This is a genomic window from Sphingomonas bisphenolicum (genome assembly GCF_024349785.1).
GTDB lineage: Bacteria > Pseudomonadota > Alphaproteobacteria > Sphingomonadales > Sphingomonadaceae > Sphingobium > Sphingobium bisphenolicum.
Window position 1 is genome coordinate 1,888,738 of record NZ_AP018817.1, and the last position, 26,842, is coordinate 1,915,579.

The 26,842-nt window shown below is 59.6% G+C and carries 20 protein-coding genes; 13 read left to right on the forward strand and 7 right to left on the reverse strand.

All coding sequences use genetic code 11. The features are described 5' to 3' along the window. The first annotated feature begins 73 nt into the window (after nt 1-73). Together manD and SBA_RS09400 are read left to right on the forward strand one after the other, a co-directional pair. Entirely contained in the window at nt 74-1,282 is a 1,209-nt protein-coding gene (gene manD, locus SBA_RS09395; protein ID WP_261934206.1) for a D-mannonate dehydratase ManD, read from the forward strand. A gap of 64 nt (nt 1,283-1,346) precedes the next feature. Further along, nucleotides 1,347-2,099: a FadR/GntR family transcriptional regulator gene (locus SBA_RS09400; RefSeq protein WP_224550694.1), complete on the forward strand. Its 753-nt coding sequence runs from the start codon at nt 1,347-1,349 to the stop codon at nt 2,097-2,099. A 428-nt stretch (nt 2,100-2,527) separates the two neighbouring features. Here SBA_RS09400 and SBA_RS09405 read toward each other — a convergent pair whose 3' ends face one another. Beyond that, nucleotides 2,528-4,843 (reverse strand): TonB-dependent receptor, encoded by a 2,316-nt coding sequence (locus SBA_RS09405; protein ID WP_390902323.1) that lies wholly within the window; start codon nt 4,841-4,843, stop codon nt 2,528-2,530. Between the two features lie 563 nt (nt 4,844-5,406). Here SBA_RS09405 and SBA_RS09410 point away from each other — a divergent pair. Both SBA_RS09410 and SBA_RS25280 read left to right on the forward strand, forming a co-directional pair. Then, a complete protein-coding gene (locus tag SBA_RS09410; RefSeq protein ID WP_261934208.1) occupies nt 5,407-5,595 on the forward strand; it encodes a hypothetical protein in 189 nt (62 codons plus the stop codon). 261 nt (nt 5,596-5,856) lie between these two features. Next, entirely contained in the window at nt 5,857-6,084 is a 228-nt protein-coding gene (locus SBA_RS25280; RefSeq protein ID WP_390902438.1) for a hypothetical protein, read from the forward strand. Here SBA_RS25280 and SBA_RS09415 read toward each other — a convergent pair. Next, complete coding sequence (locus SBA_RS09415) at nt 6,032-6,349, reverse strand: hypothetical protein (protein ID WP_261934209.1); 318 nt, start codon at nt 6,347-6,349, stop codon at nt 6,032-6,034. The genes SBA_RS25280 and SBA_RS09415 overlap by 53 nt on opposite strands. 62 nt (nt 6,350-6,411) lie before the next feature. After that, entirely contained in the window at nt 6,412-7,062 is a 651-nt protein-coding gene (locus SBA_RS09420) for a TetR/AcrR family transcriptional regulator (protein WP_224550687.1), read from the reverse strand. A 181-nt stretch (nt 7,063-7,243) separates the two neighbouring features. Between SBA_RS09420 and SBA_RS09425 the strand changes: the two genes are divergently transcribed. The 4 genes from SBA_RS09425 to SBA_RS09440 all read left to right on the forward strand — a co-directional run bounded on the left by SBA_RS09425 (nt 7,244) and on the right by SBA_RS09440 (nt 15,939). Next, nucleotides 7,244-9,451: a beta-glucosidase family protein gene (locus SBA_RS09425; protein ID WP_261934210.1), complete on the forward strand. Its 2,208-nt coding sequence runs from the start codon at nt 7,244-7,246 to the stop codon at nt 9,449-9,451. Nucleotides 9,452-9,791: 340 nt separating this feature from the next. After that, nucleotides 9,792-12,503, forward strand: coding sequence for a glycosyl hydrolase (locus tag SBA_RS09430; RefSeq protein ID WP_390902324.1), 2,712 nt, complete (start codon nt 9,792-9,794; stop codon nt 12,501-12,503). Beyond that, complete coding sequence (locus tag SBA_RS09435) at nt 12,500-13,501, forward strand: alpha/beta hydrolase (RefSeq protein ID WP_261934211.1); 1,002 nt, start codon at nt 12,500-12,502, stop codon at nt 13,499-13,501. Before SBA_RS09430 ends, SBA_RS09435 begins: the two co-directional genes overlap by 4 nt. After that, on the forward strand, nt 13,498-15,939 hold the full coding sequence (locus SBA_RS09440) for an alpha-L-rhamnosidase-related protein (RefSeq protein WP_261934212.1): 2,442 nt from the start codon (nt 13,498-13,500) through the stop codon (nt 15,937-15,939). Before SBA_RS09435 ends, SBA_RS09440 begins: the two co-directional genes overlap by 4 nt. Before the next feature lie 64 nt (nt 15,940-16,003). On the opposite strand, the gene SBA_RS09445 is transcribed toward SBA_RS09440, so the two are convergent. After that, complete coding sequence (locus SBA_RS09445) at nt 16,004-17,425, reverse strand: NAD-dependent epimerase/dehydratase family protein (RefSeq protein ID WP_261934213.1); 1,422 nt, start codon at nt 17,423-17,425, stop codon at nt 16,004-16,006. 218 nt (nt 17,426-17,643) lie between these two features. Between SBA_RS09445 and SBA_RS09450 the strand changes: the two genes are divergently transcribed. Then, nucleotides 17,644-20,058 (forward strand): TonB-dependent receptor, encoded by a 2,415-nt coding sequence (locus tag SBA_RS09450; RefSeq protein ID WP_261934214.1) that lies wholly within the window; start codon nt 17,644-17,646, stop codon nt 20,056-20,058. 120 nt (nt 20,059-20,178) lie between these two features. After that, on the forward strand, nt 20,179-20,859 hold the full coding sequence (locus SBA_RS09455; RefSeq protein WP_261934215.1) for a hypothetical protein: 681 nt from the start codon (nt 20,179-20,181) through the stop codon (nt 20,857-20,859). Between the two features lie 2 nt (nt 20,860-20,861). Here SBA_RS09455 and SBA_RS09460 read toward each other — a convergent pair whose 3' ends face one another. Continuing rightward, on the reverse strand, nt 20,862-21,533 hold the full coding sequence (locus tag SBA_RS09460) for a TetR/AcrR family transcriptional regulator (RefSeq protein WP_261934216.1): 672 nt from the start codon (nt 21,531-21,533) through the stop codon (nt 20,862-20,864). Between the two features lie 205 nt (nt 21,534-21,738). Between SBA_RS09460 and SBA_RS09465 the strand changes: the two genes are divergently transcribed. Beyond that, the gene (locus SBA_RS09465; RefSeq protein ID WP_261934217.1) at nt 21,739-22,140 is read left to right on the forward strand and encodes a VOC family protein; all 402 of its coding nucleotides are present in this window, start codon (nt 21,739-21,741) and stop codon (nt 22,138-22,140) included. A gap of 47 nt (nt 22,141-22,187) precedes the next feature. On the opposite strand, the gene SBA_RS09470 is transcribed toward SBA_RS09465, so the two are convergent. Both SBA_RS09470 and SBA_RS09475 read right to left on the reverse strand, forming a co-directional pair. Then, entirely contained in the window at nt 22,188-23,042 is an 855-nt protein-coding gene (locus tag SBA_RS09470; RefSeq protein WP_261934218.1) for an SDR family NAD(P)-dependent oxidoreductase, read from the reverse strand. 250 nt (nt 23,043-23,292) lie between these two features. After that, a complete protein-coding gene (locus tag SBA_RS09475) occupies nt 23,293-24,894 on the reverse strand; it encodes a GMC family oxidoreductase (protein WP_261934219.1) in 1,602 nt (533 codons plus the stop codon). Between the two features lie 379 nt (nt 24,895-25,273). On the opposite strand from SBA_RS09475, the gene SBA_RS09480 reads away from it, so the two are divergent. After that, nucleotides 25,274-25,480, forward strand: a complete 207-nt coding sequence (locus SBA_RS09480; RefSeq protein WP_261934220.1) for a ferredoxin — start codon at nt 25,274-25,276, stop codon at nt 25,478-25,480. Between the two features lie 44 nt (nt 25,481-25,524). After that, entirely contained in the window at nt 25,525-26,574 is a 1,050-nt protein-coding gene (locus tag SBA_RS09485; RefSeq protein WP_261934221.1) for a cytochrome P450, read from the forward strand. The last annotated feature ends 268 nt before the right edge of the window (nt 26,575-26,842 follow it).

Here is a 26,842-nt window from a genome sequence, read left to right on the forward strand (position 1 = left end):
CATTAAGAGGTAAGTCCAATATGAAGGCGGCAACATTGGGCGCCATGCTCGCATTCATTTGGGGAGATCGTCAGTGAAGATCATATCGGCCAAGGTCATCGTCACCTGTCCGGGACGCAATTTCGTCACGCTCAAGATCATGACCGACCAGGGCGTCTATGGCATTGGCGATGCGACCATGAACGGCCGGGAAAAGGCGGTGGTCGCCTATCTGGAGGATCATGTCGTCCCCTGCCTGATCGGCATGGACCCGCGCCGGATCGAGGATATCTGGCAATATCTCTACCGTGGTGCCTATTGGCGTCGCGGCCCGGTGACGATGCGCGCGATCGCCGCGGTCGACGTGGCGCTGTGGGACATCAAGGCGAAGATGGCCAATATGCCGCTCTACCAGTTGCTGGGCGGCCGCAGCCGCGACGGCATCATGGTCTATGGCCATGCCAATGGCAGCGACATCGCCGAAACCGTGGACGCGGTGGGGCAATATATCGATCTTGGCTACAAGGCCATTCGTGCGCAGACGGGCGTGCCCGGCATCAAGGACGCCTATGGCGTGGGCCGGGGCAAGCTGTTCTATGAACCCGCCGACGCGGCGCTGCCGTCCGTCACCGGCTGGGATACCCGCAAGGCGCTCAACTACGTGCCGAAGCTATTCGAAACGCTGCGCGACATCTATGGCTTTGGCCCGCATCTGCTGCATGATGGCCATCATCGCTATACCCCGCAGGAGGCCGCCAATCTGGCCAAGATGCTGGAGCCCTATCAGCTCTTCTGGCTGGAAGACGTGACCCCGGCGGAAAATCAGGAAGCCTTCAAGCTGATCCGCCAGCACAGCGTCACGCCGCTGGCGGTGGGAGAGATTTTCAACACTATCTGGGACGCGAAGGATCTGATCCAGAACCAGCTGATCGATTATATCCGCTGCACCATCGTCAGCGCGGGCGGGGTCACGCATCTGCGCCGCATCGCCGACCTGGCGGCCCTCTATCAGGTGCGCACCGGCAGCCATGGCGCGACCGACCTGTCGCCCGTCACCATGGGCACCGCGCTGCATTTCGACACATGGGTGCCCAATTTCGGCATCCAGGAATATATGCGGCATACGGAGGAAACCGATGCCGTCTTCCCGCACGACTATCATTTCGACAAGGGCGAACTCTTCTGCGGCGAAACGCCCGGCCATGGCGTGGACATCGATGAGGATCTGGCCGCCAAATATCCCTACAAGCCCGCCTATCTGCCGGTAGCGCGGCTGGAAGACGGCACCATGTGGAACTGGTAAATGGCGCATCGGAAGATTGGTAAGATGACTTGCGAACCGCCATGCCTTGTGACATGTCCGTGGCATGGCAGAACGTTTGAAATTATATCAGCGCGTGGCGCTTGAAATCGAGCGCGGTATCCAGGACGGTGTGCATCAGCCGGGATCCCGGCTGCCGCCTGAACGCGATCTTGCCGAACAGTTCAACGTCAGCCGCCCGACGATCCGGGAAGCGATCATTGCGCTGGAAATCCGCCAACTGGTTGAAGTTCGGCACGGTTCAGGTGTCTATGTCGTTATCTCCCCGCCGAACATTCGGGCTACAGCGGAACTGAACGTCGGCGCTTTTGAACTCATCGAAGCGCGACTGATGTTCGAAGGGGAGGCGACGGCGTTGGCCGCGGCCGTCATGACCGATGACGAATTGGTCGAACTTAAAGCAATATTGGGCCGCATGGAAGCGGCGGACCCGGCATCGGCCATTGAGCTGGCATTGGATCGAACCTTCCATCTGATGATCGCTCAGGGGACGAAGAATAGCCTGATCGAACAGGCGGTCGAGCATCTGTGGGATTTACGGGAATCATCGCCTCTCTGCCGGCATATGTTCGAGCAGGCCCGGCAAGGCGGAATCAATCCCAGGCCCGATGAACATCGACGCATTTACGATGCGCTAGTGGCGCGCGACAGTGATTTGGCGCGATCGGCAATGCGGGACCATCTTACCCGGGTATCGGAAGATCTTTTGGCTGTCACTGAGCTGGAGATGATCGAGAATGCCAGGAAGGAAATTGGCAGTAAACGACAGAGATTATCAAACGGAAGATTGGCTCGGTAAGTTTCTGCCAGATTCCGATCAAATATATGGTCGGAATACAGTCTTTGATATTATTGCATCAATTAAACAGGCTGATAATATTCATATATTTGATTGCAGCGGTAAATGATAACATGTCGCTCCTGGTAGGATGCTGCCATCTGTCCGGCCTTCGCCGGGCAACGCCGTGGCCACGGGCCAGTATCTAGAATTCGCAGGCGAGGTTCATTGCAGTTGAGCCCGTTTGGCCAGCGCTCGGACATTGCCCGGTTCCTCCAGCCTCGATATCCCGCTTCGACCACCTGCGTTCCTCGAGTATTCTGGTAGCCGTCCCCGCTACGCAGCGACCGCTACCAGAGTTTTGTAATCCTCTTTCTTCGTCAATAATGCCCATGCGTGCCAGCTTGCTGGCGGGCGTGACCGAGCGCTTCCAGTTCTCTAATTCGACGTCACCATTTGAAATTGAGTGTTGCGCCAAATTCGCGCGGATTCATCACATTGACCAGGCGGTAACCGGAATCATAGGGGATCGCGCCCGTTGGGCCTAAAGGCTGGGAAGTCGGTGAAATGCCGTTGCCTAGCGAGATATTTGTGATCCGCTTCTGGTTGAGCAGATTGCGCGCGAATGCGGTCAGTTCCCATCTACTGTCCGGTCCCCGAACGCCGAGGAAGAGGTTGAGCAGTTCGCGGCTTCGATAGTCATAATTCACCTGATCCGAATGGAAGCCCGGACGATAGGTGAAGAGGGCGCGGATGAAAGGCGTATAGTCCCCGGTCGGGATTCGCAGTTCCGTATTCGCGGTCAGGCTGAAATCGGGAACCTCCGCCATCCGGCCGCTAGTGCGGCAGTAGCTGACATTGCCGGTTCCTGTGATTTTCGGCGTACCGTTCTGATTGGGCGAGCCCGATCCGTCAAAGTCGTTGCAAGGCACCAGCGCATTGCTGAAGCGGGCACGTGTATATGCGGCGGAAACATTCATGTCCCATGTATCGATAAAGCGCGCATCGATAGATGCCTCTATGCCTTTGACTTTGGCATTTGCATTATAGTTGAAGTCGAAACCACCATTGGTGCTGTCGATGGCGTTGTTGATCGCTGGACCCGTCGCGTCACACTGACCGTTGATTTCGGGGCAATTATATTGGATGGCCGTGAAACGGCTGAGAAACCCGTTGAACTTCTGGTAAAAGGCCGCGATGGAGTAATTTATCTTGCGGTCCATGACGGAGCCCTTGAGGCCGACTTCGAACGAGTCTGTCTTTTCTGCCCGCGTGCTGATCAGATCGTCGCTGATCGCGGCGGGCACCGATACGCCGGTGCTGCCCGCGCGGAAGGAATGGCCATAGGCGAAATAGGCGTTCATCGTGTCGGCAAGCGCATAGTTCACCGTTACGCCGCCCGTAATGGGTTTGTTCACGCGCTTCTGGAGATTGGCGGGGATGATTTCCGTCGGTCCCACGGTCAGCACATAATCGGCCGGAGCGCCCGGAAATGGAAAATCGGGAAACGGTCCCAGATCCAGCGTCTGCTGTGTCGTCTGAATGGCCTTGAGGATCGAATAGCGAACGCCACCTTCGATCGTCAGCGGGCCGGTCTTGTAGCGCAGGTTGGCGTTGAACGACCAGGTCCGGGTATAGACCGGCACCACGACATGAACGCCTACCGGAAAGCGGTTGGGAATGGTCGTGCCAGGGATTAAACCATTGGGATCGAGCGGAAAGGAGAAACTGTCGTTGCGTTGGTCAACAATAGTGGTTCCGGTCTGCTTGGTGTAGAAGATGCCGAGGCCGCCTCCCAATCCTTCCTGATTGTTGGTGCTCCAGCGCAATTCGGCCGTGTCCACCTTATAGGGGGTAATGACCTTGGAAGCCTGGATATAGTTGGGCACGGCATTGCTTGGGTCCAGGTCGCGCTGAATCTTCAACTTGCTGAACTGATGCGCGCCCACGAAGGATAGCGTCGATCCTCCCAGATCATAGTCGAAGGCCAGATTGACCAGATGGGTCTCGTTCTGGTTGCGAAAAATGCCCTCGCTGACTGCGCCATAATCCGATGGACTAAGATTGGGGCCGGAGACGAAGCTTGGGTCCTTGAGAGGAAATCCGACGAAGATGGCCGGGCTGTAGACTGGCTCGTTTCCACTGCCGACCACTTGTTGGAACTGGCGATTGTCAGCGGTCAGATATTGATAGGTGAGATAGGCGCTCAAAGCGTCGCTTGGGCGCCAGCCCAATGTGATGCGCGCGCTTTCGGTCCTGCTGCGCGAACGCTCGCCGAGGTTGACGTTTGTGACATTGTTCAGGCGATTGCCGTCGACCAAGCCGGCCACGCGGATCGCCAGCGTGTCGGAAAAGGGGAGGGAGACGCCGCCCTGGACGTTGTAGCCCGCACGATCGGTGGCGGTCGATTGCATGAAACCTTCGATCGTGTCGAAATTCGGGCGGCGGGTGCCAATGGTGATTGAACCAGCGGGCGCCGACAATCCACGCAACAGGCCCTGCGGACCGCGCAATATCTCGATCTGGGAAATGTCGTATAGCGCGGTATAGGCGGTCTGCGCGTCGGTTGGCACCTCATTATAATAGACTTGGACGGCAGGAGCAGTGCCCTGATCCGGATCGAAGGTGACGCCGCGCAGGGTTGTAGTGTTGTTGCGACCGGTCGTATTCGTCAACTCCAAACCGGGCGCGAGTTGCTGCACGTCTTTGGCATCGAAAATATTGAATTTCTGTATTTGCTCTCCCGTCGCGACATTGACGGACATCGATACTTCCTGAAGCTTTTCCTCGCGGCGGGTGGCCGTAACAATTATCTCTGTATCCGTGACTTGAGCGCTGACGATTTCAGGCAATGTAAGGGCCAAAAGGCTGCAGCACAGCAATAGGCTGCGCGAAACACGCTTGGTTCGCATGGATATCCTCCCCATTATGCTCGATCCGCCTTTTTTGCTGGATCGAACAGAGGCATTTTCTCAATGCCTCTGTGCGTAACTTATATACATGATGGCGACGCGTGTAAAAGGGTATTTGCACGGCTCCGACCGATATTGTGATCGGGCGTTTTTCGATGTCAGCTCGGACAGGAAGCGATGATTTAGACTGTCTTTATCTATCTAAAAACTTAGAAAAGTAACAATTCGTCTCGGCAATGTTTAGTTTATGGCGCTGGCTCTCCGGATGCCCATCTGTCGGACTTCGCAGGCATCTGACAAAAATGATATTAGAAATGGCGCCGTCATGGAATTTGAATATGCGTAGAAAATCAGAAAATATGATACGATTATATCGAAATTGTGCCACCAGTATTCTATGCGCGCCGCGGCCCATCGTGATGACGATCGTGGCGCTGGCGATAATAGGTGGCCTCATCACGTCGACGGCGCTCTCTCTCATCTTCGTGCCGGTCGTTTATGAAATCGTCGAAAGCATCGAGCACTGGATTGCGCGCAAAGCGACACGCCTGGTGACGCCGCGTAAGCCCGGCGACGACGACCCGATCCCGATGGCGCCAACGTGACGGATAGAAAAAGATGAATCCGAAAACAGGCTTGCTTAATCGAACTATATCGTTCAATTATAAGATGCCTTCTAGGCATTTCTCCTAACTCATCTTGGGCCGGTCGTCAGACTGGCCCATTTTTTATCAGATGTCGTTGGAATGATGGCCCGACTGACGGGGGCATTTGGGGAGCAAATTGCAGTGTGAGTCAGGAGAACGCGGCCCCCGGCACTGCGGCGGCTGGACAGGCTGGACGCCGCAATCATCGCTATTCTGCGCATCAACGGTCGTGCAACCACTCGGGAAATCGCCTGGCATCTGTCGGTGGCCGAAATGACGGTTCCCGTGCGATTGAAGAAAATGGAGGATGCCCGCGTGAGCGCTGGCGGAATGCGTATCGGACAAAAAAGGCGCCCGCTGGGGCGCCCTTTTCGTCTCATGTTTGTCGCTCTTTTCAGTGCAGCTTCGCAAGTTCAGCGTCGATCGCCGCGAGACGGGCGTCCGTGACCTCGTCCGGCGAATATTGCTGAATGGCCTTCAGGGTCATTCCGCGAGCCATGTCGACCTGATCGTTGGTGGTCAGGCCGGGGATGTGCTTTTCGACGATAGCCTTGGCGACAGGATCGTCGAGCAATGTGCCGAGATCGGTATCCGTAGACGTATATTTCGGCTTAGCCGGGGCCGAAGATGCAGGAGCAGATGTCGTCTGGGCCAGCACGGGCGTGCTCGCTAGTGTCAGAGTCACGGCAGCGGCAATCAGGAAACGGCGCATGTTTCGGTATCCTCCTTATCGATAGAGGGTCATATCGCACGATACCGTTCTAAATTCAAGTCCTACCAAAGGGCTCTGGCCGCCATGAATAGATCGGTGGTTCCGTCTGCTGCTCCGATGATTTCTTCCAGCGTGATGGGGTGTTCGCCGCTTTCCTGTAGATGCCATCCGGTAATGGCGGACACGAACATGCGTGCGATGGTTTCGGGCTGGCGGGCAGGAATGCCGTCCCTTTCGGCGGCTTCTGCGATATCCCGGGCGATCAGGCGCACGATGTAGAGATAGCCCGCCTCGTACATCGCCTTCGACAATTGCGGGAAGCGCTCGCGCGTGGCGAAGAGCAGGCGCTGAAATGCGAGGACTTCGGGCTGGGTTACAGAATGCGCGATGGTATGGCCGTGATGTCGTAAACGCTCCCCGATATCTTTGCTGAGCAGGTGATCCTGTTGCGCTGCTTCGGCGGACCACTGGTTCACCCTGTTCTCGACGATCGCTGTGAACAGTGCTTCCTTGGAGGGATAACGGGCGTACAGCGTCCCTTTGGAGACTCCTGCGACAGCAGCGATATTCTCCATTGCGACAGCATCGTAGCTGCCTCCAAGAAACATATCGCGGGCGGTCGTCAGGATTGTCTGCTCAATCGCAGCCAACTGATCGGCGGTAGGACGGCCCCTTTTGGGCACGAAGGCTTTGGCGGTGCTTTTCTTTGGCATGTCGCCCCTTTTTTGGCCGATGCCGGGATTGGAAGCAATGATGGAGATAGGAAATCGACCGTCATGCCATTAATCGAACGATAGCGATCGAATATTGACCGGGCAACAGAAGCGCGTTATCCCAGCCCCATAATCAATGGGTGGCCGCCGGCCTGCCCTGTCGAGGGGATAGCAGACCATCATGACCAAGCTACCTGCCGCGCTTTGCCTGGCTCTTATTGGCAGTATTTCGGCGCAAGCCAGGGAAGAAACTGTTCCCGCAGACCGGCGCGCAGAAAATGCGCTGGCGGAAATGACCTTTGCGGAGAAGCTGCGTCTTCTCCATGGCCCTATCGCCGCCATGGTCGCTCCGGCGAAGCGTCCCCAGGGGATGACGGTCGGCGCGGGCTATGTCGAGGGGGTGGAACGGTTAGGTGTTCCGATGCTGGTTGAAACGGATGCCAGCCTGGGCGTTTCGAACCTGATGGATATGCGCAAAGGCGACGTGGCGACGGCGCTTCCATCCGGCATGTCGCTGGCTGCCAGTTGGGACCCGCAGTTGGCGCGCGCGGGCGGGGCGATGATCGGGGCGGAAGCGCGTGCCAAGGGGTTCAACGTCATGCTGGTTGGCGGCGTCAATCTGGTGCGAGATCCGCGAGCGGGACGGAATTTCGAATATCTGGGCGAAGATCCGCTCTTGGCGGGTATTCTGGTTGGCGGGCAAATTGCCGGGGTCCAATCCAACAATATTATCGCCACTATCAAGCATTATGCCCTCAATAATCAGGAGACTGGCCGCAATGTCGCTTCGGTCGAAATGGACGAGGCGTCGATGCGGGAAAGCGATCTGCTGGCCTTTCAAATCGGCATCGAAAGGGGCGATCCGGGTTCCGTGATGTGCAGCTATAATCGGGTGGGTGGCATCTATACCTGCGAACATCCATTTTTGCTGACGGACGTGCTGCGCCGGGATTGGGGTTATAAGGGCTTCGTCATGTCGGACTGGGGCGCCGTTCATTCGACCGAGGCGATCCTTGCGGGTCTCGACCAGCAGTCGGGCGAGCAACTGGATGGAAAGCGCTATTTCTCCGACCTGCTCGTCAAGGCGGTTGAGGAGGGCAGCGTTCCTAGAACTGCCATCGATACCGCTGCACGGCGTGTCCTGCGCGCCATGTACGCGCATGGCGTCGCGGACCATCCGCTGCAACCTGGACAATCGATCGACTATGACGCGCATGCCGCCATCGCGCAGCGCGCCGCCGAACAGGGCATCGTGCTGTTGCGCAACGAGCAGAACATGCTTCCGCTTGCGGCGTCGGTCAGGCGGATCGTCGTCATCGGGGGCAATGCCGATATCGGCGTGCCGGGCGGTGGCGGGTCGAGCCAGGTTGCGCCGGTCGGGGGCTTGAAGCGTGTGACCAAGGGCGCGTCGAGCGGTCCCGCCGCCGGCTTCGCCAAGCGCGGCTATGGCGGTACGGCGCCACTCGACGCGCTGCGCGCCGAATTGCCGGATGCGGACATCCGCTATCTGGATGGCAAGGATGTCGCGGCAGCGGCCGGGGCGGCCGGGGCGGCGGATATGGCGATCATCTTCGCCGAAAAATATGCAGCGGAGGCCATCGATCAGCCCGACCTGTCGTTGGGGGAAGGGCAGGACGAATTGATCGATGCGGTCGCGAGCGCCAACGGCAAAACCGTGGTGGTGCTTGAGACCGGCAATCCGGTTATCATGCCATGGCAAACGAAGGTGTCTGCGATCCTGTCCGCCTGGTATGGCGGGCAGCGTGGGGGGGCGGCGATCGCCCGCGTGCTGACAGGTAAGGTCAATCCTTCGGGGCATTTGCCGGTGACGTTCCCTGCGTCGGTGGAGCAACTGCCCAATCCGGTACTTCCCGGCTCCAACGCGCCAGCGGCGGACAAGGAAACCCGCGCTGTATATGGGCTCCAGGCCGGGACCAAGCCGTTCGACATTCATTATCCCGAAGCGTCAGACGTCGGTTATCGGTGGTTCGACCGGAAGGGCACGAAGCCGCTTTACCCCTTCGGCTATGGCCTCAGCTATACCAGCTTTCGCTATGAGGGACTGAAGGTCACGGGCGGCAAGACCCTGACGGTCCGTTTCACAGTGACCAACAGCGGCAGCCGCGAGGGTGCCGATGTGCCGCAAATCTATGTCACCCGGCCCGGCAAGGCGAAACGGCTGATCGGCTGGGCGAAGCCGGACCTGAAGCCCGGCGAAAGCCGAGAAGTAACGGTTATAGCCGATCCCCGCGTGCTGGCCGATTTCAATGCCCGGACGCAACGCTGGGAAATGTCGGCAGGGAAACTTAGGGTTGAGGTTTCGACGTCCGCCTCCGATCCGGTGTTGACCGGCGTGGTCCGGCTCGACCGTATCGATCGGAAGCCCTGAGCCATGATTCCGGCGCCGACCGCCGAACCATCATCGGCGAGCCGACGGGTGACGCTATCTCGGTCGGCGCGCTCCATCACATGTTATTATGATGCGCCCGCATTTTCTGAGGCCGCGGGTTTGCGGAGGGCGGCAGCTAGGAAGCGCTGTGTCCCGTCACCTTTTAAAGAGAAGGGCCTGTGAAGACATGACGATGACATGCAGATTGTTGGCCAGCCTATTGACGGCATCGGCCATGCTGGCATCGCTCCCGGCCATGGCAGGCTCCCTGGAGGAGGGTTTTGCTCACCCGCCCGCGGAAGCCAAGCCACGTTTACGCTGGTGGTGGCCGGGTGCCGCGGTGAGCGAAGAAGAATTGCGCCGCGAAGTGAAGCTGATGGCGGACAATGGCTTTGCGGGCGGTGAAATTCAGGCGATGTCGCCCAATTTCGTGACGCTGACGCCGGAGGAGAAGGCGGTCGTCAACGATTATGCCGAGCCGTCCTTCTTCGTGCATGTCCGCGCGGCTGGGGAAGCGGCCAAGGCATTGGGCCTCAGCCTCGATTACACGCTTGGTTCGTCCTGGCCGTCGGGCGGTGGCGTCGCGATTCCGCCGGAAAAGGCCTTTACTGAACTCGCCATGGCGCGGACCGAGGTACAGGGCGGCACGGCAGGCCCAATCCCGGTCGAGATACCCAAGCGCACCCGCCGGCTGGGCGCGCTCAACTTTCTGGATGCCCGTGTGAAGGCGCCGGAATTTGCCGATTGGGGCAAGCGGCTGGACGCCCGCGCCCGCATCGTTGCGGTCGTTGCCATGAAGGGCGCCGCACCCACGCTCAATGGCGCCGCGGCAGGGCCGATGGGCTTCACCATTTCGCCATGGAAAGATGTTGAGACGCCGGGTGCGCTCGATGCGTCAAGCCGCATCGTATTGACCGACAGGCTGCGCGAAGACGGGACGCTGGACTGGACCCCGCCACCGGGCGTGTGGCAGGTCTTCCTGTTCAAACAATATGCGTCCGATGTCGGCGTTCTGGGAGCGGCTGGTCGTGGGCCGCAGCTTATCCTCGATCATATGGACCCCACCGCCTTTGCCGCCCATGCCGCGCGCGTCGGCGATCCATTGGGCGAGAATCCAGTCGGCATCCGCTCGACCTTCGTCGACAGCCTCGAATTGATGCAGGACATCCAATGGGGCCCGCAATTTCTGGGCGAGTTCCGCAAGCGGCGAGGCTATGATCTGACGCCCTATCTGCCCTTCGTCGTGCAGCCCGGCTGGATGCAGGCGTGGGACGAACATTGGTCTCCGCCCTATTTCAACAGTGCCGGCGATGAACTGGCCGAGCGGGTGCGCTCCGATTATCGGCTGACCGTGTCCGATATGATGATCGCCGGGTTCATCGAGCCATTCGTCGCATGGAATCATGCACATGGGATCAAGGCCAAGTTTCAGGCGCATGGCGGGGCATTCGACATCATCAAAGGCTATGGCCTAGCGGACATTCCCGAAACCGAGGATCTGGTGCATGACGGCGATCCGTTGTTCATGCGCTTCGCGCGGTCGGCCGCGCATCTCTACGGCCGGCCGCTGGTGTCGGCGGAAAGCCTGGTCTGGAAGGACCGCGCCTATGAGGTGACGCCGGACGAAATGCGTCGCCGCGTGGACCTGCTGATTGCGGGCGGAGTGAATTCCATGATCCTGCACGGCATGAACTATCGCTTCCATGCCAGCGATTGGCCCGGCTGGCATGCGTTCCAGCCGAGTCCCTTTGCAGGCGGTTTTTCCACCATGTTCGACGAAACCAATCCCATTTGGCCGGCCGTCAAGCCGCTCGCTACCTATATTGCGCGCCTGCAATCGGTGATGCAGGCCGGAGAGGCGATGGTCCCCGTCGCCTATTTCTATGGGCGCACCGGCTATTATGTCGGCATCGAGGATGAGGGCGCGGGCGCGCAAGCAGCCGAAAAGACGTTCCTGGCTGGCGGCTATGATTATGACCGGATCAATCCGGATTCCATCGCCCACGCCCGAATCGAGGACCGCCAGCTGGTATCCAAGGGTGGGCAACGGTATCCCGTTCTGGTCCTTCCGCCACTGGAGGCCATTCGCGCGGATACCGCCGAAAAAATCGCCGCCTTCACCAAAGCGGGCCTGCCCGTCCTGTTCACCGACCGCACGCCGGGTCGGGATGAGGGGCTGGCCGACATGAAGCGCCGCGATGCACGGGTGAAGAGAGCGGTTGCCGTTGCGCTCAAGGCCGGGGCGAAGATCGTGCCAGCCGACGCGATCGCGTTCGCGCTGCGGACGGCAGCCATTCCCGCCAATCTGACCTTTACGGGCGATGCGACCGACCTGGTCTATGTCCAGCGCAGGGTCGAGGGACGGATCGTCACCTTCCTGCATAATCGCGGCGACGCGGCACGCAGTGTCACGCTGGCCTTGCCACAGGCGGGTGAGGTCAGCCGCTGGAACGCGATGGATGGCAGCGTCGATCCGCTCTCCTCGACGCGAGGCGACGGCACGACATCTATGGACCTGATTGTAGCGCCTGGCGAAAGCGCGCTGCTCATACTCGACCCCAACGGACCGCCGCTGGACCTTGGCGTGCGGCAACAGGTGGGGCGGATCGTCGTTCCTGCCGAAGGCTGGTCGCTCAAGGTCGAGGGCCATGTCGCGCGCAAATCCTATGCGCATGATTTCGGACAGGTGACGCTGAAGGATTGGCGTGAGGTGCCCGATCTTGCGGGTTTCGCCGGAAGCGCTACCTATCGTCGCACGGTCAGCGTCGATGCAGGCTGGCTTGCCGCCGGCACCAGGGTCACGCTCGATCTGGGGCAATTGCATGATATGGCGACCGTGACCGTCAACGGCCAGATCCTACCGCCGGCGATCAGCGCGCCCTATCGGGTCGACCTGTCCGGCGTGTTAAAGGGCGGCACGAATGACCTGGTCGTCACCATCGCCAATGTGCCACAGAATGCGATGATCAATCCCAAAGACCCGACCTATAAGAAGCTGAAACCCGTCGCGGCGGGATGGACCGGACCTGTCGTAATGGAGGCGCAAAGATGATGCGAATCGCCGTCCTGGCGGGCGCCTTGCTATTGACGGCTGCGACAGCGCCGGTCCCAGACCCGCGCCTCGCGCCGGTCAACCCCGAGTTGCGTCCAATGGCGAGCATCATCCTGCAAGCGCAGCAAAATGGCGCCCAATTCACGCCACCCAAGCCCGGCGCTCTGCCGGACGGCATAGTAGAGCGACGCCTTCCAGCCCGTAACGGCCAGCCCCCCGTCACTGCCTATGTCATCAATGCCGGCGCCGACGCGGCCAAGTCTCCGCGCGGGGCGATCCTCTTCATCCATGGCGGCGGTTTTATCTCGGGCGATGCGCGGGACAATCTGACGGCGCTGAGGTCACTTGCCGCCCGGCTCGATTGCGTGATCGTCAGTGCGCAATATCGGCTCGCTACCGCAGCGCCCTTTCCCGCGCCGATGGAGGATAATTATACGGCCCTCAAATGGTTGTATGACGAGGCTGCCCTGTTGGGCGTCGATCGCCGCCGCATCGCCTTGTTGGGCGGAAGCGCGGGCGGCGGGATCGCGGCGATGGTCAGTCTCGCCGCGCGGGACCGGAAGCAAGTGCCGATCGCTTTTCAGGCGCTGCTCTATCCCATGCTGGACGATCGCACCGGCACCAGCCGCCCGGTCCCGCCGACCATCGGCCAGATCATCTGGACTGCCCGTCAGAATCGTGAGGGCTGGAAAGCTATGCTGGGACGTGCGCCCGGTGGAGCGGCTTTCCCGGCGGGCGCCGTCCCCGCTCGCGTCGCGGATTTGAAGGGCCTGCCGCCCACCTTTATCGGCGTCGGTTCCATCGACCTGTTCGCAGACGAGGATATCGACTTCGCGCGTCGTCTCGTGAATGCCGCGGTCCCGACCGAATTGCTGGTGGTGCCGGGCGCGTACCACGGGTTTGAACTGATTGCCCCTAGGAGCCAGGTTTCACAGCAGTTCACGACCGCGCTGGAAGCGGCTTTGGCCCGCGCCCTTGCCCCGGAGACCAGGAAGTGAGGAATTATTCCTGGCTTGCCGCTGCGCTCCTCGCGGGTAGCGCTCCTGCGGCTGTGGCGCAGACGGGCGCGCAAGGGTGGATCAGTCACGCGGAGGCCGGGCTACAGGCACGGCCGATCGTCCTGCATTTTCGCAGAACCGTCGATCTCAAGGCGAAACCCAAAAGCTATACTGTCCGCGTCACTGCCGATAATCGTTTCATCCTCTATGTGAACGGCCAGCGCGTCGCCTCCGGTCCCTCGACCGGCGACATCGCCCACTGGCGGGAAGAGGGCATCGACCTTGCGCCATGGTTGAAACGCGGTGCGAACGTCGTCGCAGCGACGGTCTGGAACGGCGTTCAGCCATTGAAGCTGCCGCCCAACCCCACGGCGGAACAGATGTCGGCCGCGCAAGGCGCAGCATTGTTCACCAGTACGGCGCCGCTTTTGCAGCAGAGCGTCGCGACCGGTTTTCGCCTGATGGGCGATGGCGATGCCGCCGCAATCGCCACGGACAAGCGGGGCTGGCGCGTCAAGCGCGACACGGGCCACGGCTTTGCCAACGGGTGGAAGCAGGTGAAATTCTGGTACTATGTCGCCGGCAATCCTGAAACGATCGACGCCGCCAAGGCCGATTTCGACGCGGTAGGGCCGAAGGAAACCGGCCATGGGTGGCAGGACGCAGTCCCCGCGCCCGATGCCGCTGCCCGCACGCTGGTAGCCGACCGTTTGCCGCAGCAACGCTATATGCCCATAGCTGCCGGGCAGGTGGTGCGCACCGATCTGCCGGGCGGAATGGCCTTCCCGTCCCGGGCCGTCACCATTCCCGCCAACAGCAAAGTGAAACTGCTGCTCCAGCGCGACGCAATGGTGTCGGCCTATCCGGAACTCAGCGTCTCGGGCGGGCAGGGGGCGACGATCAAGCTGACATGGGCCGAAGCGCTCTACGACGCGAAGAATCGCAAGGGCGATCGGAACCTGATCGCGGATCGCAAGCCGATCGGCATCTGGGACACATTTGTCGCCGATGGGCAGCCCCGCCGCTTGGCACCGCTCTGGTGGCGAACCTGGCGCTATGCCGAGATCGCGGTCGAGACGAAAGACCAGCCCTTGCGGCTGGAGGGTTTGCGCGCCTTCGAAACGGGCTATCCCTTCCAGCAGGTCGGACGCTTTGCGAGTGACGATCCGTCGCTGCAGCGGATTTTCGATGTCGGCTGGCGTACGGCCCGGATCGACGCGCATGAAACCTACATGGACACGGCCTTTTGGGAGCAGTTGCAATATGCGGGCGACACCCGGTTGCAGATGCTGATTTCCTATGCGGTGTCGGGCGATCCTCGTCTCGCGGAGCAGGCGATCGATGCCTATGCGGCGTCCAATGTCGAAGGCGGTCTCATCGAAAGCGCCTGGCCGACGCGTGGCCATAATGTCATTGCGCCCTTTGCATTGCTCTGGGTCGGGATGCTGGACGATTGGCGGATGCGTCAGCCCGATCCGGCGCCCATCATCCGCAACATCGCCCGGATGCGCGATATTCTCGACTGGTTCGAGGCATATAGGGGTAAGAGCGGACTCCTGACCAAGAATCCGCAATGGAATTTCGTCGACTGGGTCGGTCAGTCCGCGGTCGATCGAACGGAATTTCCGTCCTACGGACAGGAAGCGCAGGAAAGCTGCCTGACGAGCGCCCACTGGCTGGGCGCGTTGCAACAGGGCGCAGCGATCGAAGCGGCGTTCGGCGACGCGGCGACGGGGCGGCGCTATGCAGCCCGGGCCGAAACGGTAAAGGCGGCGATCCGTTCCCGCTGCTGGGTGCCGGCGCGCGGGCTGTTCGCCGACAATCCCGACGGGAACCGCTTCAGCCAGCATATGAATGCTCTCGCCATTCTCTACGACGTCGGATCGAAGGATGAAGCCCGCGCTGTCGTCGATCACATCATAGTGCCGGGCAAGGGTATCGCTGCGCCCGAGGGCGTAACTCCCGTCAGCTATTATTTCGCCTGGTATCTGGCGCAGGCGCTGGTGCATGTCGGACAGGGAGCGCGCTATATTGGCTTACTGGATACCTGGCGCGATCTGCTGAAGCTCAACTATACGACCTGGCCGGAAGAACGGGACGGTGCAGGGCAAGCGGGAACAAACGCTTCCACCCGATCCGACAGTCACGCCTGGAGTGCCCATCCTACCGCCGATTTGTTAGGCATCGTCGCGGGGATCGGTCCGGATGCGCCGGGCTATGCGCGGCTCAAGGTCGAACCTGCGCTGGGGACGTTGCGCAATGTGAGCGCGACGGCGGCGACGCCTTATGGTCGGGTGCGTGTACGCTATCGCGTGCATGGCAACAGGCTGAGCGCCGAGATTAGCCGGCCCAAGGATCTGCCGGGCGATTTCTTCTGGAACGGCCAGCGCCACCCGCTGACCCATGTCACCACCCGGCTGACATTGCCTTTGCGGTAAAGGGGAGATTATCCCTCTGGGAAGAGAATCCTATAGATGCTCTTCCCATCATGGTCGGCTTGCCTCAGCCGGCTGCGTCGCTCCAGACTTGTGCGAAGAAGGGATTGCGAGCCGCTTCTGCATCATAGCGCGTCGGATCGACCATCGTGCTCGGACACCAATGGCCGCCTCTCAGATAGAGGCGCGGGGTCATCATAAAGCGCCAGCCTGCCGACGACTGCCATTCGACGGGCGTGTCGGGACCATCGCAGCTCTGCGCCAGGCATCGCCCACCGCGATACTCGGCGCCTTGCCGCAGATCGTCGATGCGCCAATTCTCCGGCGAACGGCTTTCGTCATATCCATGGTCGAGGAAAGTCGGTTCGCGCGAAGGCTGGGCCAGGACGAACGCATCCCAGTCGCGCGGGATGGCTTCCCACGCAGCGCGAGAGCCGAAATAGGCGTTGATCTTGTCCACGTCATTATGGGCGAACCAGTGGAGCGGCCCTTCGGGCGCCATTGCCAGCTTTTCGACCCGTTTGCCGACCGCGCCGGGCATCAGTCGGGGGATGAGGCGTGCAATCCATGGCATGTGTTTCGGCGCCTGTTCGAAATAGTCGGCCAGCGACTGTTCCCGGAATGGCACCAATGTTTCGAGCCGATCGGAATCGGCATACCATTGGCCGTGGAAGTTACGCGTTGCGAACCAGTGCGGTTTCAGGATCTTCCGGTAGGTCGGCATGGTTTTTTCCATGAACTCATGGTTCACCACCCGGGATGTCGCGCCGCCACCGATATTGTAGAAGCCGCGCCACAACTCTTCCGGCAGATCGTCCTCGCACAAGGCTGCCATCAGTCGCCCGCTGTCATGGGCGGACGACCATTCGAACACGCCATTGACCGGGTTGTGAAACATGATGGGGTCGAAGATTTTCCACATGTCATAATGCGCCATGCCGCTTTGACGCAGCGAGACCCAATGGGCGATTCCGCTTTGCGCCACGATCGCTTCGGCTTGGGTCTTGGTGGCGGCATAATGATCATAGATGCTGATCTTGACCGGGTCGCCGCAGCGGCCCCAATGAACGGGCGCGTTGCGGCTGCCGGTCTCCGCCACGGTGCCGATGTAAACCAGTTTGGTCGTCTTGGGATCGGCGACGGCATGGATGGCGTCGACGATGTTGCGGGTGCCATCGACATTGACCTTGGTGACCACGGCGGGTGGCAACCGATCCGCCAATGGAGAGACAAGGGCTCCGACGTGCAGCACTGCATTCGCGTCTGTTACCCCTTCACGGATCGACATGGGATCGGTGAGGTCGCCCCAGACGATTTCCGCAAGACCCCTGCGGCGGATATCGCCGACCACGGGATGATCCTTTTCCTCTGGGCGGATCAGAACGCGCAGGCGGTGCGTGTCACACTTCGCCGCGATCTGCCTGACTGCCTCGCGCCCCATATTGCCGGTCGCACCTGTAAGGAAAATTGTCTTTCGGCTATTGATCATGATGCGATGCCTGCTCCCCGTTTGGAATCTTTACCGAAACGCAAAATTGCACTGAATATTTTTTATGCGATGAATATGCGAAGAGGCGTGCATGATATGCGTATCATAAAAACATGTTTTAAACGCAAATAGGCCATTGCCCGCAAACCGCCATTGCCATTATGGTACGGCTTCGTTCGAAAAAGACAAGCGGTGATTCCGCATGGGGAAAGGAAGTCATGGGCAAGATTTTCGGCTTTGCGGCCTTGATGGCAGGAACGGCGCTGGCCATGCCTACGCATTCATGGGCGCAGGACGCAGTGACGGGGGATGAGAATGCGTCCAACGAGATCATCGTAACGGCGACCCGCGACGCACGCTCGCTTCAAAATGTGCCGATGAGCGTCAATGTCGCGACTGGAGAGCAGCTCCAGAAGTTGAGCATTTTCGACGCCAAGGACGTGCAGCAGCTCGCGCCCGGCCTGGATATGACCAACACCACCGGCCGTAACAACACGACCACGCTGCGAGGCATTTCGTTCGATCCCGACCAGGGCACCAGCCCGGCCGTACAGGTTTATTACAACGAAATCCCGACCGATGCGCAGACCGCTTACACCGCCGTCTACGACATCCAGCAGATCGAGGTGTTGCGCGGGCCGCAGGGTCTGCTGCGTGGCTTGTCGGCGCCGGCGGGATCGATCACGATCGCAACCCGTCGTCCCAGCTTCGAGGCGATAGAGGGCTATATGCAGGGCACGGCGACCGATCGTGCCGGCTATAATGTCCAGGGCGCAGTGTCGCTGCCCTTTTCCGACAAGGTCGCCCTGCGCGTGGCGGGACTGGTGGACGGCAATCGTGTCAACAACGTGCGGAACGTCAATCGCGGCAATGACCGTTCCTATGGCCGTACCGAAAGTGTCCGTGCGACTTTGGGCTTCAGGCCCGGCGAAGACTTTACGGCCTATCTGACCTATCAATATCTTCACGCCGACAACACCCAGTACCAGCAGGTCGTTGGTTCCGGTAACACGCCCTATTATCAACTGCTGCCGCTCCTTGGCGGTTTCGCTTTACCCAATGGCGATTATTCGTCCGGTCCTGCGCTTGGCGCCTCGGACTATCGCGCAGCGGGGGAGGGCGTGTTCCGCAATCAGAACGAGACGCATCTGGTCAATCTGGCTGCGGACTGGGACTTGGGGGCTGCTACCCTGTCCTTCGTGGGCGCGCATCAATATAGCCTGCTCAAGATCAATCGCGATCTCGATCCGGGCAATGCCGTGCCGGACTATGTCGCGGCGTCTGCGGTCCGTATCCCCTATAAGGTCGACACGGCCGAACTGCGCCTCTCGTCGAACAACAAGGACGGTCTTGGCTGGGGTGTGGGTGCCTTCTATACCCGCCAGACCGGCACGACACGGGTGCAGCAACCGGGCGACGCCTTTTTCTTTCCCGTCGCACCTGCCGAGAGCCAAGCCATATTGGGTGCGCTGCCCTATCTGCCGATCGATACGATCGTGACCGTGCCGGTCGATACGACGACCTGGTCCTTCAACGGCAATCTGCGCTTCCGCAGCGGCCCGCTGTCGATCGAGGGGGGGCTGCGCTACACGATCATCAAGGCGAACCAGACCAGCCAGCTGACGCTTTCGTCGCCCGGCAATGTCCTGGCCTGCCCGAATTTCGGCTGTTCGGCCTTTGCGGTAGGCCCGACCGAAATTATTCCGGCAGCCCTCCAGCGTCGCACCTACAAGCCGGTGACCGGCGGCGCGAACATCAGCTACCAGATCATGCCTACGCTCAATGTCTTTGCGGCCTATGGCCATAGCTATCGCGCTGGCAGCACAGGCGTTGGCGTGCCTGGCGGCGTGACCGAAGACCTTATCCAGACCAGGCCGGAAAAGACGGACTCTTTCGAATTGGGAGTGAAGGGCAGCTTTGCCGATCGTCGTTTCAATTATGCCCTCTCGGCCTATTATCAGAAGCTGGACAATTATCTCAGCCGTTTCGCCGGCATTTATTACGAATCCTTTGTATCGGCACCACCGACGGGTTTCTATGACTTCAACTACAATGGTGATGCGACGATAAAGGGCATTGAAGCGTCGCTCGATGGCCGGATCACCCGTAACTGGGATTTCGGCATCAGTGCAGCCTATACGAAGGCGCGTTACAAGAATGCGCTGGTTCCGTGTAACGACTTTGACGGCAGCGGCGCGCCTAATCAAAATGGTCAACCGGCCGTCTCCGGGACGGGCAATGTCAGCTATTGCGTCTCCAACGATCGATTGGCCGATGTCCCCGACTTCAGCCTGACGGCGAACACAGAAATCCGTATTCCCATGGGGGCGGTGACGCCGTTCGTCCGCGCCTTGTTCACCTATCGTCCGGGCTTTTATTCGCAGCGGGTGGATTATCGCTATCAGGATCGAGAACTGCTCAATCTGTTTGCCGGTTTCCGCACGCAGGACCAACGGTTCGAATTGACGGTTTTTGTCAAGAATATGCTGAATCAGAAGCGGATCACCAATATTGCGTTGGGCAATGCAACCTATGCGACTGCGACGGCGCAATTGTCGCTGGATTCGGGCTATCGTCTGGCAAGTGTCACCAACCCGCGCGAATTCGGGCTGTCCGGCACATTCCGCTTCTGAGAGGGCATGGCGACCGAGCGGAACTGAGGCATACGGCCAGCCGATGGCACCGCTGGCCGTTGTCGCTCTCGACGTGGGCGGGCGGGTTGCAGGTACAGCTATGCGAATGGGAGATGAGAAATGGCGGCGGAATCGACAATCGAGCAAGGTGTCCGTTCCATGGGGCACATGGCGCTGCACTATAAGACGCCGGACGAAGGGCCGGTGGCGGCCCGGTTGCTGACTATGCTCGGCTATGTGTTGACCCAGGATCTGGTGCTGCCTTCAGGAGCGCATTTTTACCGCTTCGTTGTCGATGCCAGTCATCGGTCGCGCGGTGACGGTATCATCTATCTTTCTGTGCTGCCTGATGCGCAACGCGACCTGATGCAGGCGATCCACGATGCGTTGCATGTCGGTACCGGGCATGAGCATCCCGCGGTCGCAGCCTTGCGCGCGAAGATCGACGAAGATCCCGAATTCACGTTCCACTACGGCACGCTGCTGGAGAGCCTGGAGGATCTGGAGCAAATATTCCTCGCCCTGGAGGATGCGAACGCCAATGACCCGGAACTCAAGGGGCGGCTCAAACTGGTGTATAACCGTCCGTTACCCGGCGATGCCGAGGTGGATGCCTGGCTTGATGCTTCACCGATCTATCGAAGTGTGAACCGTTATGCCTATGGGAAGAATGGCGTTCAGGCCTTCGTCGAGACCGACTTGTTGTCGAGCGGCATGTTGGGCGAGACGCTGATGCTGGAATTCGATTATATATTCCCCGATCGCGCCAATCATCTCTTGTCTGTGGTGGAATGGCAATAGGATCACACGGGGCAGGGGGGCAGCGCATCCAGGAATTTTTGAATGCGTGCCTCCGTTATGCCAAGTCCCCGACCGCAGAACAGGATCGCATCCTGCCGGACGATCCTCTCATTCCTGTCATAGGGGACGGCGGTCCTGCTATGGTAGCGGGCCATAAGCATCATCGTGCCCACATGTTCGAGAAACGCCACGGCATTGGTAGGGGACAACAATATGCCGGTGATGGCTCCGTCCGATTGGGCTGCCACAAGGGCGCGCTCCAACGCGGGCAATGAGAGCCGCAAAGCCCGTCGGTATATGAGGCGCGCATAGCCGCCGTCACCCGCCAGACTGCCGACCACCATCCTCATGCCCTCGACATTATCGGCCGCAGCGCCTTTCATCGCATGTTCGACCAGCTTGCGAATGATGTCCAGCAAGCCGTCCGTGCTGGGTTCTGCAGTGCCCATGGCGCTGAAAGTCGCATTCTGATCGATAATGACTTCTCGCAGAACAGCCCGATAAATATGGGTTTTGCTAGCGAAATGACGGAAAAGCAGCGCTTCCGAAACGCCGGCCGCCTGGGCGATCTGCTGTGTGCGTGCGCCCTCCAGTCCATAGCGCGCGAACACCGCCTTTGCAGCGGTAATGATGGCATGGCGACGGTCGGCGCTCGAAAGACGGGAGACGGGCATCGGCGCTTTCCTAAACTCCCTGGCGGTGCAAGATCGGGCGAAGCCGTCGGCGAGGCCGCATTAGGCATCGTCTGCGCGACTGGCAAGCAAGCAGGACAAGCGCAGCCAATACGCCATCGGAAAAATAGAACGATTGCGTTGTATAATGGGCGGGCCGTGTGCATTCTTTGCGGCGCACATCATTCCCCATACCAAGGATCAAGACATGTCTGAGAAAGCTCATTTCGGCTTCACTAAATTGGTCGTGCAGGACTTGGAGGCGATGGCGGCCTTCTATACAGACGTTGCGGGCCTGACGGAAATGGTGCGGGTGCAGGATGCGGTGGGGGACCGCAAGATCGATGAAATCATATTCCAGCCCACGGCGGCGGGCGGCTCCACCTTCGTCCTCTTCAAATTTGTGGACCGTTCAACGCCGGCCAATGAGGAAGTGATCCTGGGTTTTCAAACGCCCGATGTCGTCGGCTTCGTGGAACGCGCACGGGCGAACGGCGCGACAGTTGTGATGGATGTCGAGGTCAAGGCCGAGCATGGGGTAAAGGTGGCCTTCGTCAGCGATCCCGAAGGGCATTTGATCGAAGTCGTGGAACTGCTGGCGGTGCCCTGATAGCGACGATGACGGTAGCGGTTATGATCCGCCACCGTCCCGCGCATTCAGAGGCCAAGCAACGCGCGGGTCTGATCGCTCAAAGCGGGCGTCGCCTGCTTCTCGAAGAAGGCGATCCGGCCCGCCAGCATCTGCTCGGTCATCTCAGGTTGGCTGGAAATCCAGAATTTGCGGGCCGCCATGCCCTGGACGAAGAGGCGGCAGCCCTCGTCCAGGTCCATGCCGTAATTGGCCATCATATGCGCCATGGTCGCACGATGAGCGACGGCGCTTTGAGGTTCGCCCTTGCCGGCTTGGGCATCGAAGATACTCGTCTTGAGCATACCCGGAATGATCGAGCAGACATTTATGGGCACCTTGGCGACCTGCATCTCCAGATAAAGGCATTCGCTAAACGACTGGATGGCATGTTTGCTCATCATATAAGCGGTTTGGGTCGGCATCTGGCCAAATGAACCAACCGAGGCGAGGTTGGCGACCCATGCTTCCTGCCCCACGCGCAGCATATGCGGAACGAAGGCGCGCACGCCGTGGACAACGCCGTGAATGTTGACGTTGAGCGTCGTTTCCCAACGCGCTGTCGGAATTTCCCATACATTACCGATAGTTTCGATGCCCGCATTGTTGACCAGCAAGCGGACAGCACCATGGCGGTCGAACACGTCCTGGGCCAGGGCGTCGAGTGCTTCGGGCTTGGAGACATCCACCTTGATGGCTTCCGCCCTGCCACCCGTCGAGATGATGTCCGCCGCGACCTTGTCTGCATTCGCTTTGTCGATGTCGGTCACAATGACGGTCATTCCGATATGGCCGCAGCGGCGGGCGATGCCCATGCCGATTCCCGCGCCCGCGCCGGTGATGACGGCGACGCCGCCGGAAAATATCTTTTCTTCTTCGGTCATGTGATTCTTCCTATTTGATCAGGTGGATGTCTGCATCTGCGGCGGTCGGGACTGGTCCGTCTGAGCCCGTTCTACTCTGTGATTGGACGAGTCTGTACTTGAACGAGCGCGCTGAATGCATGCCGGAGAAGCGGGCCGCCAGAAACCCGGATTGCGCGTGGCGCAAGCGGCGTGGCATAGCCCCTGCCGGGGCCGGCACCAGCTTTGGCGACGAGGGCCACCTTGCTGTCGAAACGCAGTTGAAGCATGGCTACTCCCTAGTTTTGTCGAGAATCATGTCGGCCGCCTTCTCCGCGACCATGATCGTGGGCACATTGGTATTGCCGCCCGGTACCCTTGGCATGACAGACGCATCGACAACCCGTAGCCCGGAAATCCCCCGGACCCGCAATTGCGGATCGACGACCGCCATCTCGTCACGCCCCATTCGACAGGTGCCGACGGCATGAATGTCCGACGTTGCGGTGGCACGTAGATAGGTGTCGAGTTCATCGTCCGATCGGATATTTGCGCCCGGCGCCAGTTCCTCGCCGCGGAAGGGATCGAAGGGACTTTGCGCGAAGATGGTACGCACAGCGCGGATGGCGGCGCGCCCCATCGCCATGTCTTTCGGCGTGGACAGGATATTGGGATCAATCGAGAGCGGGTCGGAAGCGCGGGGGCCGGTGAGCCTGATTTCGCCGAAACTGTCCGGGTTCAGCAGGTCGATATGAGCAAAATAGCCATGCTCCATGATGAGCTTGCGTCCCATGGCTTCATAAAGGGCCATTGCGAAATGCACTTTGACATCGGGATGCGCCGCGCCCGGCATGGTTCGCAGATATGCGCCGATTTCCGCCGGCGGCTGGGCGAGCGGTCCTTTGCGGAACAACAGGAAATTGGCGAGCGCCTTGGTGGCTATCAGCGGATGGAAGACGTTGAACAGCGACACCGGCTTGGTGCAATGTTGCTTGACCGCGATCGCCACATGGTCGCGATAATTCTGGCCCACACCGGGCAGGTTATGAATGACAGATACCCCGACCTGGCGCAGATGATGGCCATCGCCGATGCCCGATTGCATCAATATGCCGGGAGAATGGATGGCGCCTGCCGACAAGATCACCTCGCGCTCGGCGCTGGCTTGCTCGACCTGTCCATTCCGGCGCCAGGCGACTCCCGAGGCTCGTCCGTCCTCAAGGAGGATTTGTTCGACATGGGCATGGACGACGATGCGCAGATTTGGCCGCCTGCATGCAGGCTTCAGATAGGCGCGAGCGGCGCTCCAACGTCGGCCGGCGGAGGCAGTGACGTCTGCGGGCGCGACACCCTCGCGCCTGGATCCACTGGGATCATCATTATAGGGGACGCCGGCGGCGATTGCAGCCTCGCGAAAGGCCTTGGCCAGCGGGTTTTTGATTCCCGGCCGCGTCACCAGCAACGGGCCGCCGCGTCCATGAAAGCCATCTTCGCCGCCCGGCTGAAAATCTTCGAGCTTGCGGAAATAGGGGAGGACGTCGTCATAGCTCCATCCTTCATTACCCAACTGCCGCCAGCCGTCATAATCGGCTGCCGTGCCGCGATCATAAACCATGCCGTTGATGGATGATGATCCACCCAGCACCTTGCCACGCGGCGTGTACATTTGCCGCCCCCCGGCATGGGCTTGCGGCGTACTGACATGCATCCATTGGAACATGCCGCGATACATGATCGGCAACAGTCCACCGGGGGCATGGATGAAGACGCTATTGTCTTTGCCGCCTGCCTCAATCAGCAATACGCGATTGCGCGGATTTTCCGACAGGCGACCTGCCAAGACACATCCCGCCGATCCCCCTCCGACGATGATGAAGTCGTATATGTCCGCCATGTCCTCTGCCGACGTCCTCTCTTCGCTGGCCTATATTTATAACGGGGCCGATCTTCCGCCGACATTGCGCTTAAGGCAGAGTCTATATGCGTATCATTTCCTATATATGGCTACGCAGGTCAACATGATCTTGCGAGAAGCTTTGGATGAGTCGGACTGTGTTGGGGTTTTGCTGCGAGGGTTTGCAATGGTGTGCGCCGATGACATTGCGCGGCGGATGTGGCTACGCCGTCGGGTTGACTGCCCGGGCAGAGGCCGTCCCCGCCAAAGATTATGTCGCTTATGGTTCCTTATGGCTGCTTCGGCGCCGATGCCTGCGTAGGCGGAGCACCCAAGCGCTGGTAAAAGCATAAGCAATGACTAATTGGGATAGTTGTCGATGTACGTTGTTGCAAACATGAATATTTGCCAGGGTCACGCGCGATGTGAAGATATCTGTCCTGAGATATTTTCAACCGATGATAACGAAGGAAAGGTTGTCATAGCACAGTCTGAATTCCCCGATGATTTGTTGGAAAAGGTGCGTTTGGCTGTCCGTAACTGTCCAGAGGGCGCGCTGCGTATCGTGAAAGGCGGAAAAGCTTGATGCTACAATGGCAACCATCAGCCCCTGATCATGTGCCTGCAGATATGATCGTCGATTTCGACTTCTTCGATATTCCCCGAGGCATGAGCGACCCGGCGGAGATTTGGCACGGTCTCGTGCGCAAGGGCGTTCCACCGATCTTCTATACACCGCGCAATGGCGGCCACTGGGTCTTCCTGAAATATATCGACATCGTCGAGGGGTATCGCGACCATCAGCTATTCTCGAACCATCAGACGCCGATCCCGCCGATCGAACCCTTTCCGGTGATGCAGCCGCAGGGGGTCGATCCGCCGGATCACAATGTCTTCCGCAAGCTGCTGGCGCCGATGTTCACGCCGCTGGCCGTGCGTCGGATGACGGAAGGGTTGCAGCATCGCGCCAATACCCTCATCGCCGGTTTTGCCGACGCGGGAGGGTGCGATTTCATCGAGGATTATGCGGCGAAATTTCCGACCGCAACATTTCTGGACCTGTTTGGCCTGCCTGAAGAACGGCTGCCGGAATTTATCGCCTTGGCCAATATCTTCTTCCGGAGCACTGATTCCCAGGTGCGGGCGATGAATGTTACGGACATTTACGAGGTTCTGGACGAGATGTTCCGCGCCAAGCTACGCGAACCTGGACATGATATCGCATCCGCCATCGTTGCGGCGCGGGACGAAGCAGGAGGGCGTTATCCATGGCAGGACATATTGAATTGCGGCTTCCTGCTGTTCGTTGCGGGACTGGATACGGTGACAAACACGATGGCCTATGTCTGGCGGTATCTGGCGACCACGCCGGAGGCCCGCGCTCATTTTCGGGGCAGGCTGGATGATCCGGCGGCCTTTCAAATTGCCATCGAGGAACTGATGCGGATCAGCGCGGTGTCAAATATCTATCGTCGCGTGATGCGGGACTGTGTTTACAAAGGCATTCAATTTCGCAGAAATGATCGTGTTGTTCTGCCCAATATGGTGGCCAACCGGGATCCCGCGATCTTTGACAATCCGCAGGCGATTAACCTCGACCGCAAGGTCAACAACCATCTCACCTTCGGCGTGGGTCCGCATCGTTGTATGGGATCCCATCTCGCCAGCGGGAGATCATGATCTCGTTGCAACAATGGCTACGTCGGATACCTGACTTCGAACTGGCCGACGCGGGAGCAGGGGGGGTAGCTTTTGGCGGTGCTGTCATGGGCTTTACCTCGCTCAAGCTCCGCTGGTAGTCCCTCCGAAGCGGGGTTTGTGAAGCGGCTCTCCGTTGCATCTTGGGAATAATATCGTTCTATTTCAATAGATTGGTGCGCTCTCTCGTGAGCGACAAAAAATGAATCGTTGACAGTCATGGGATAAGTAAGTGAATGCTTACTTATGA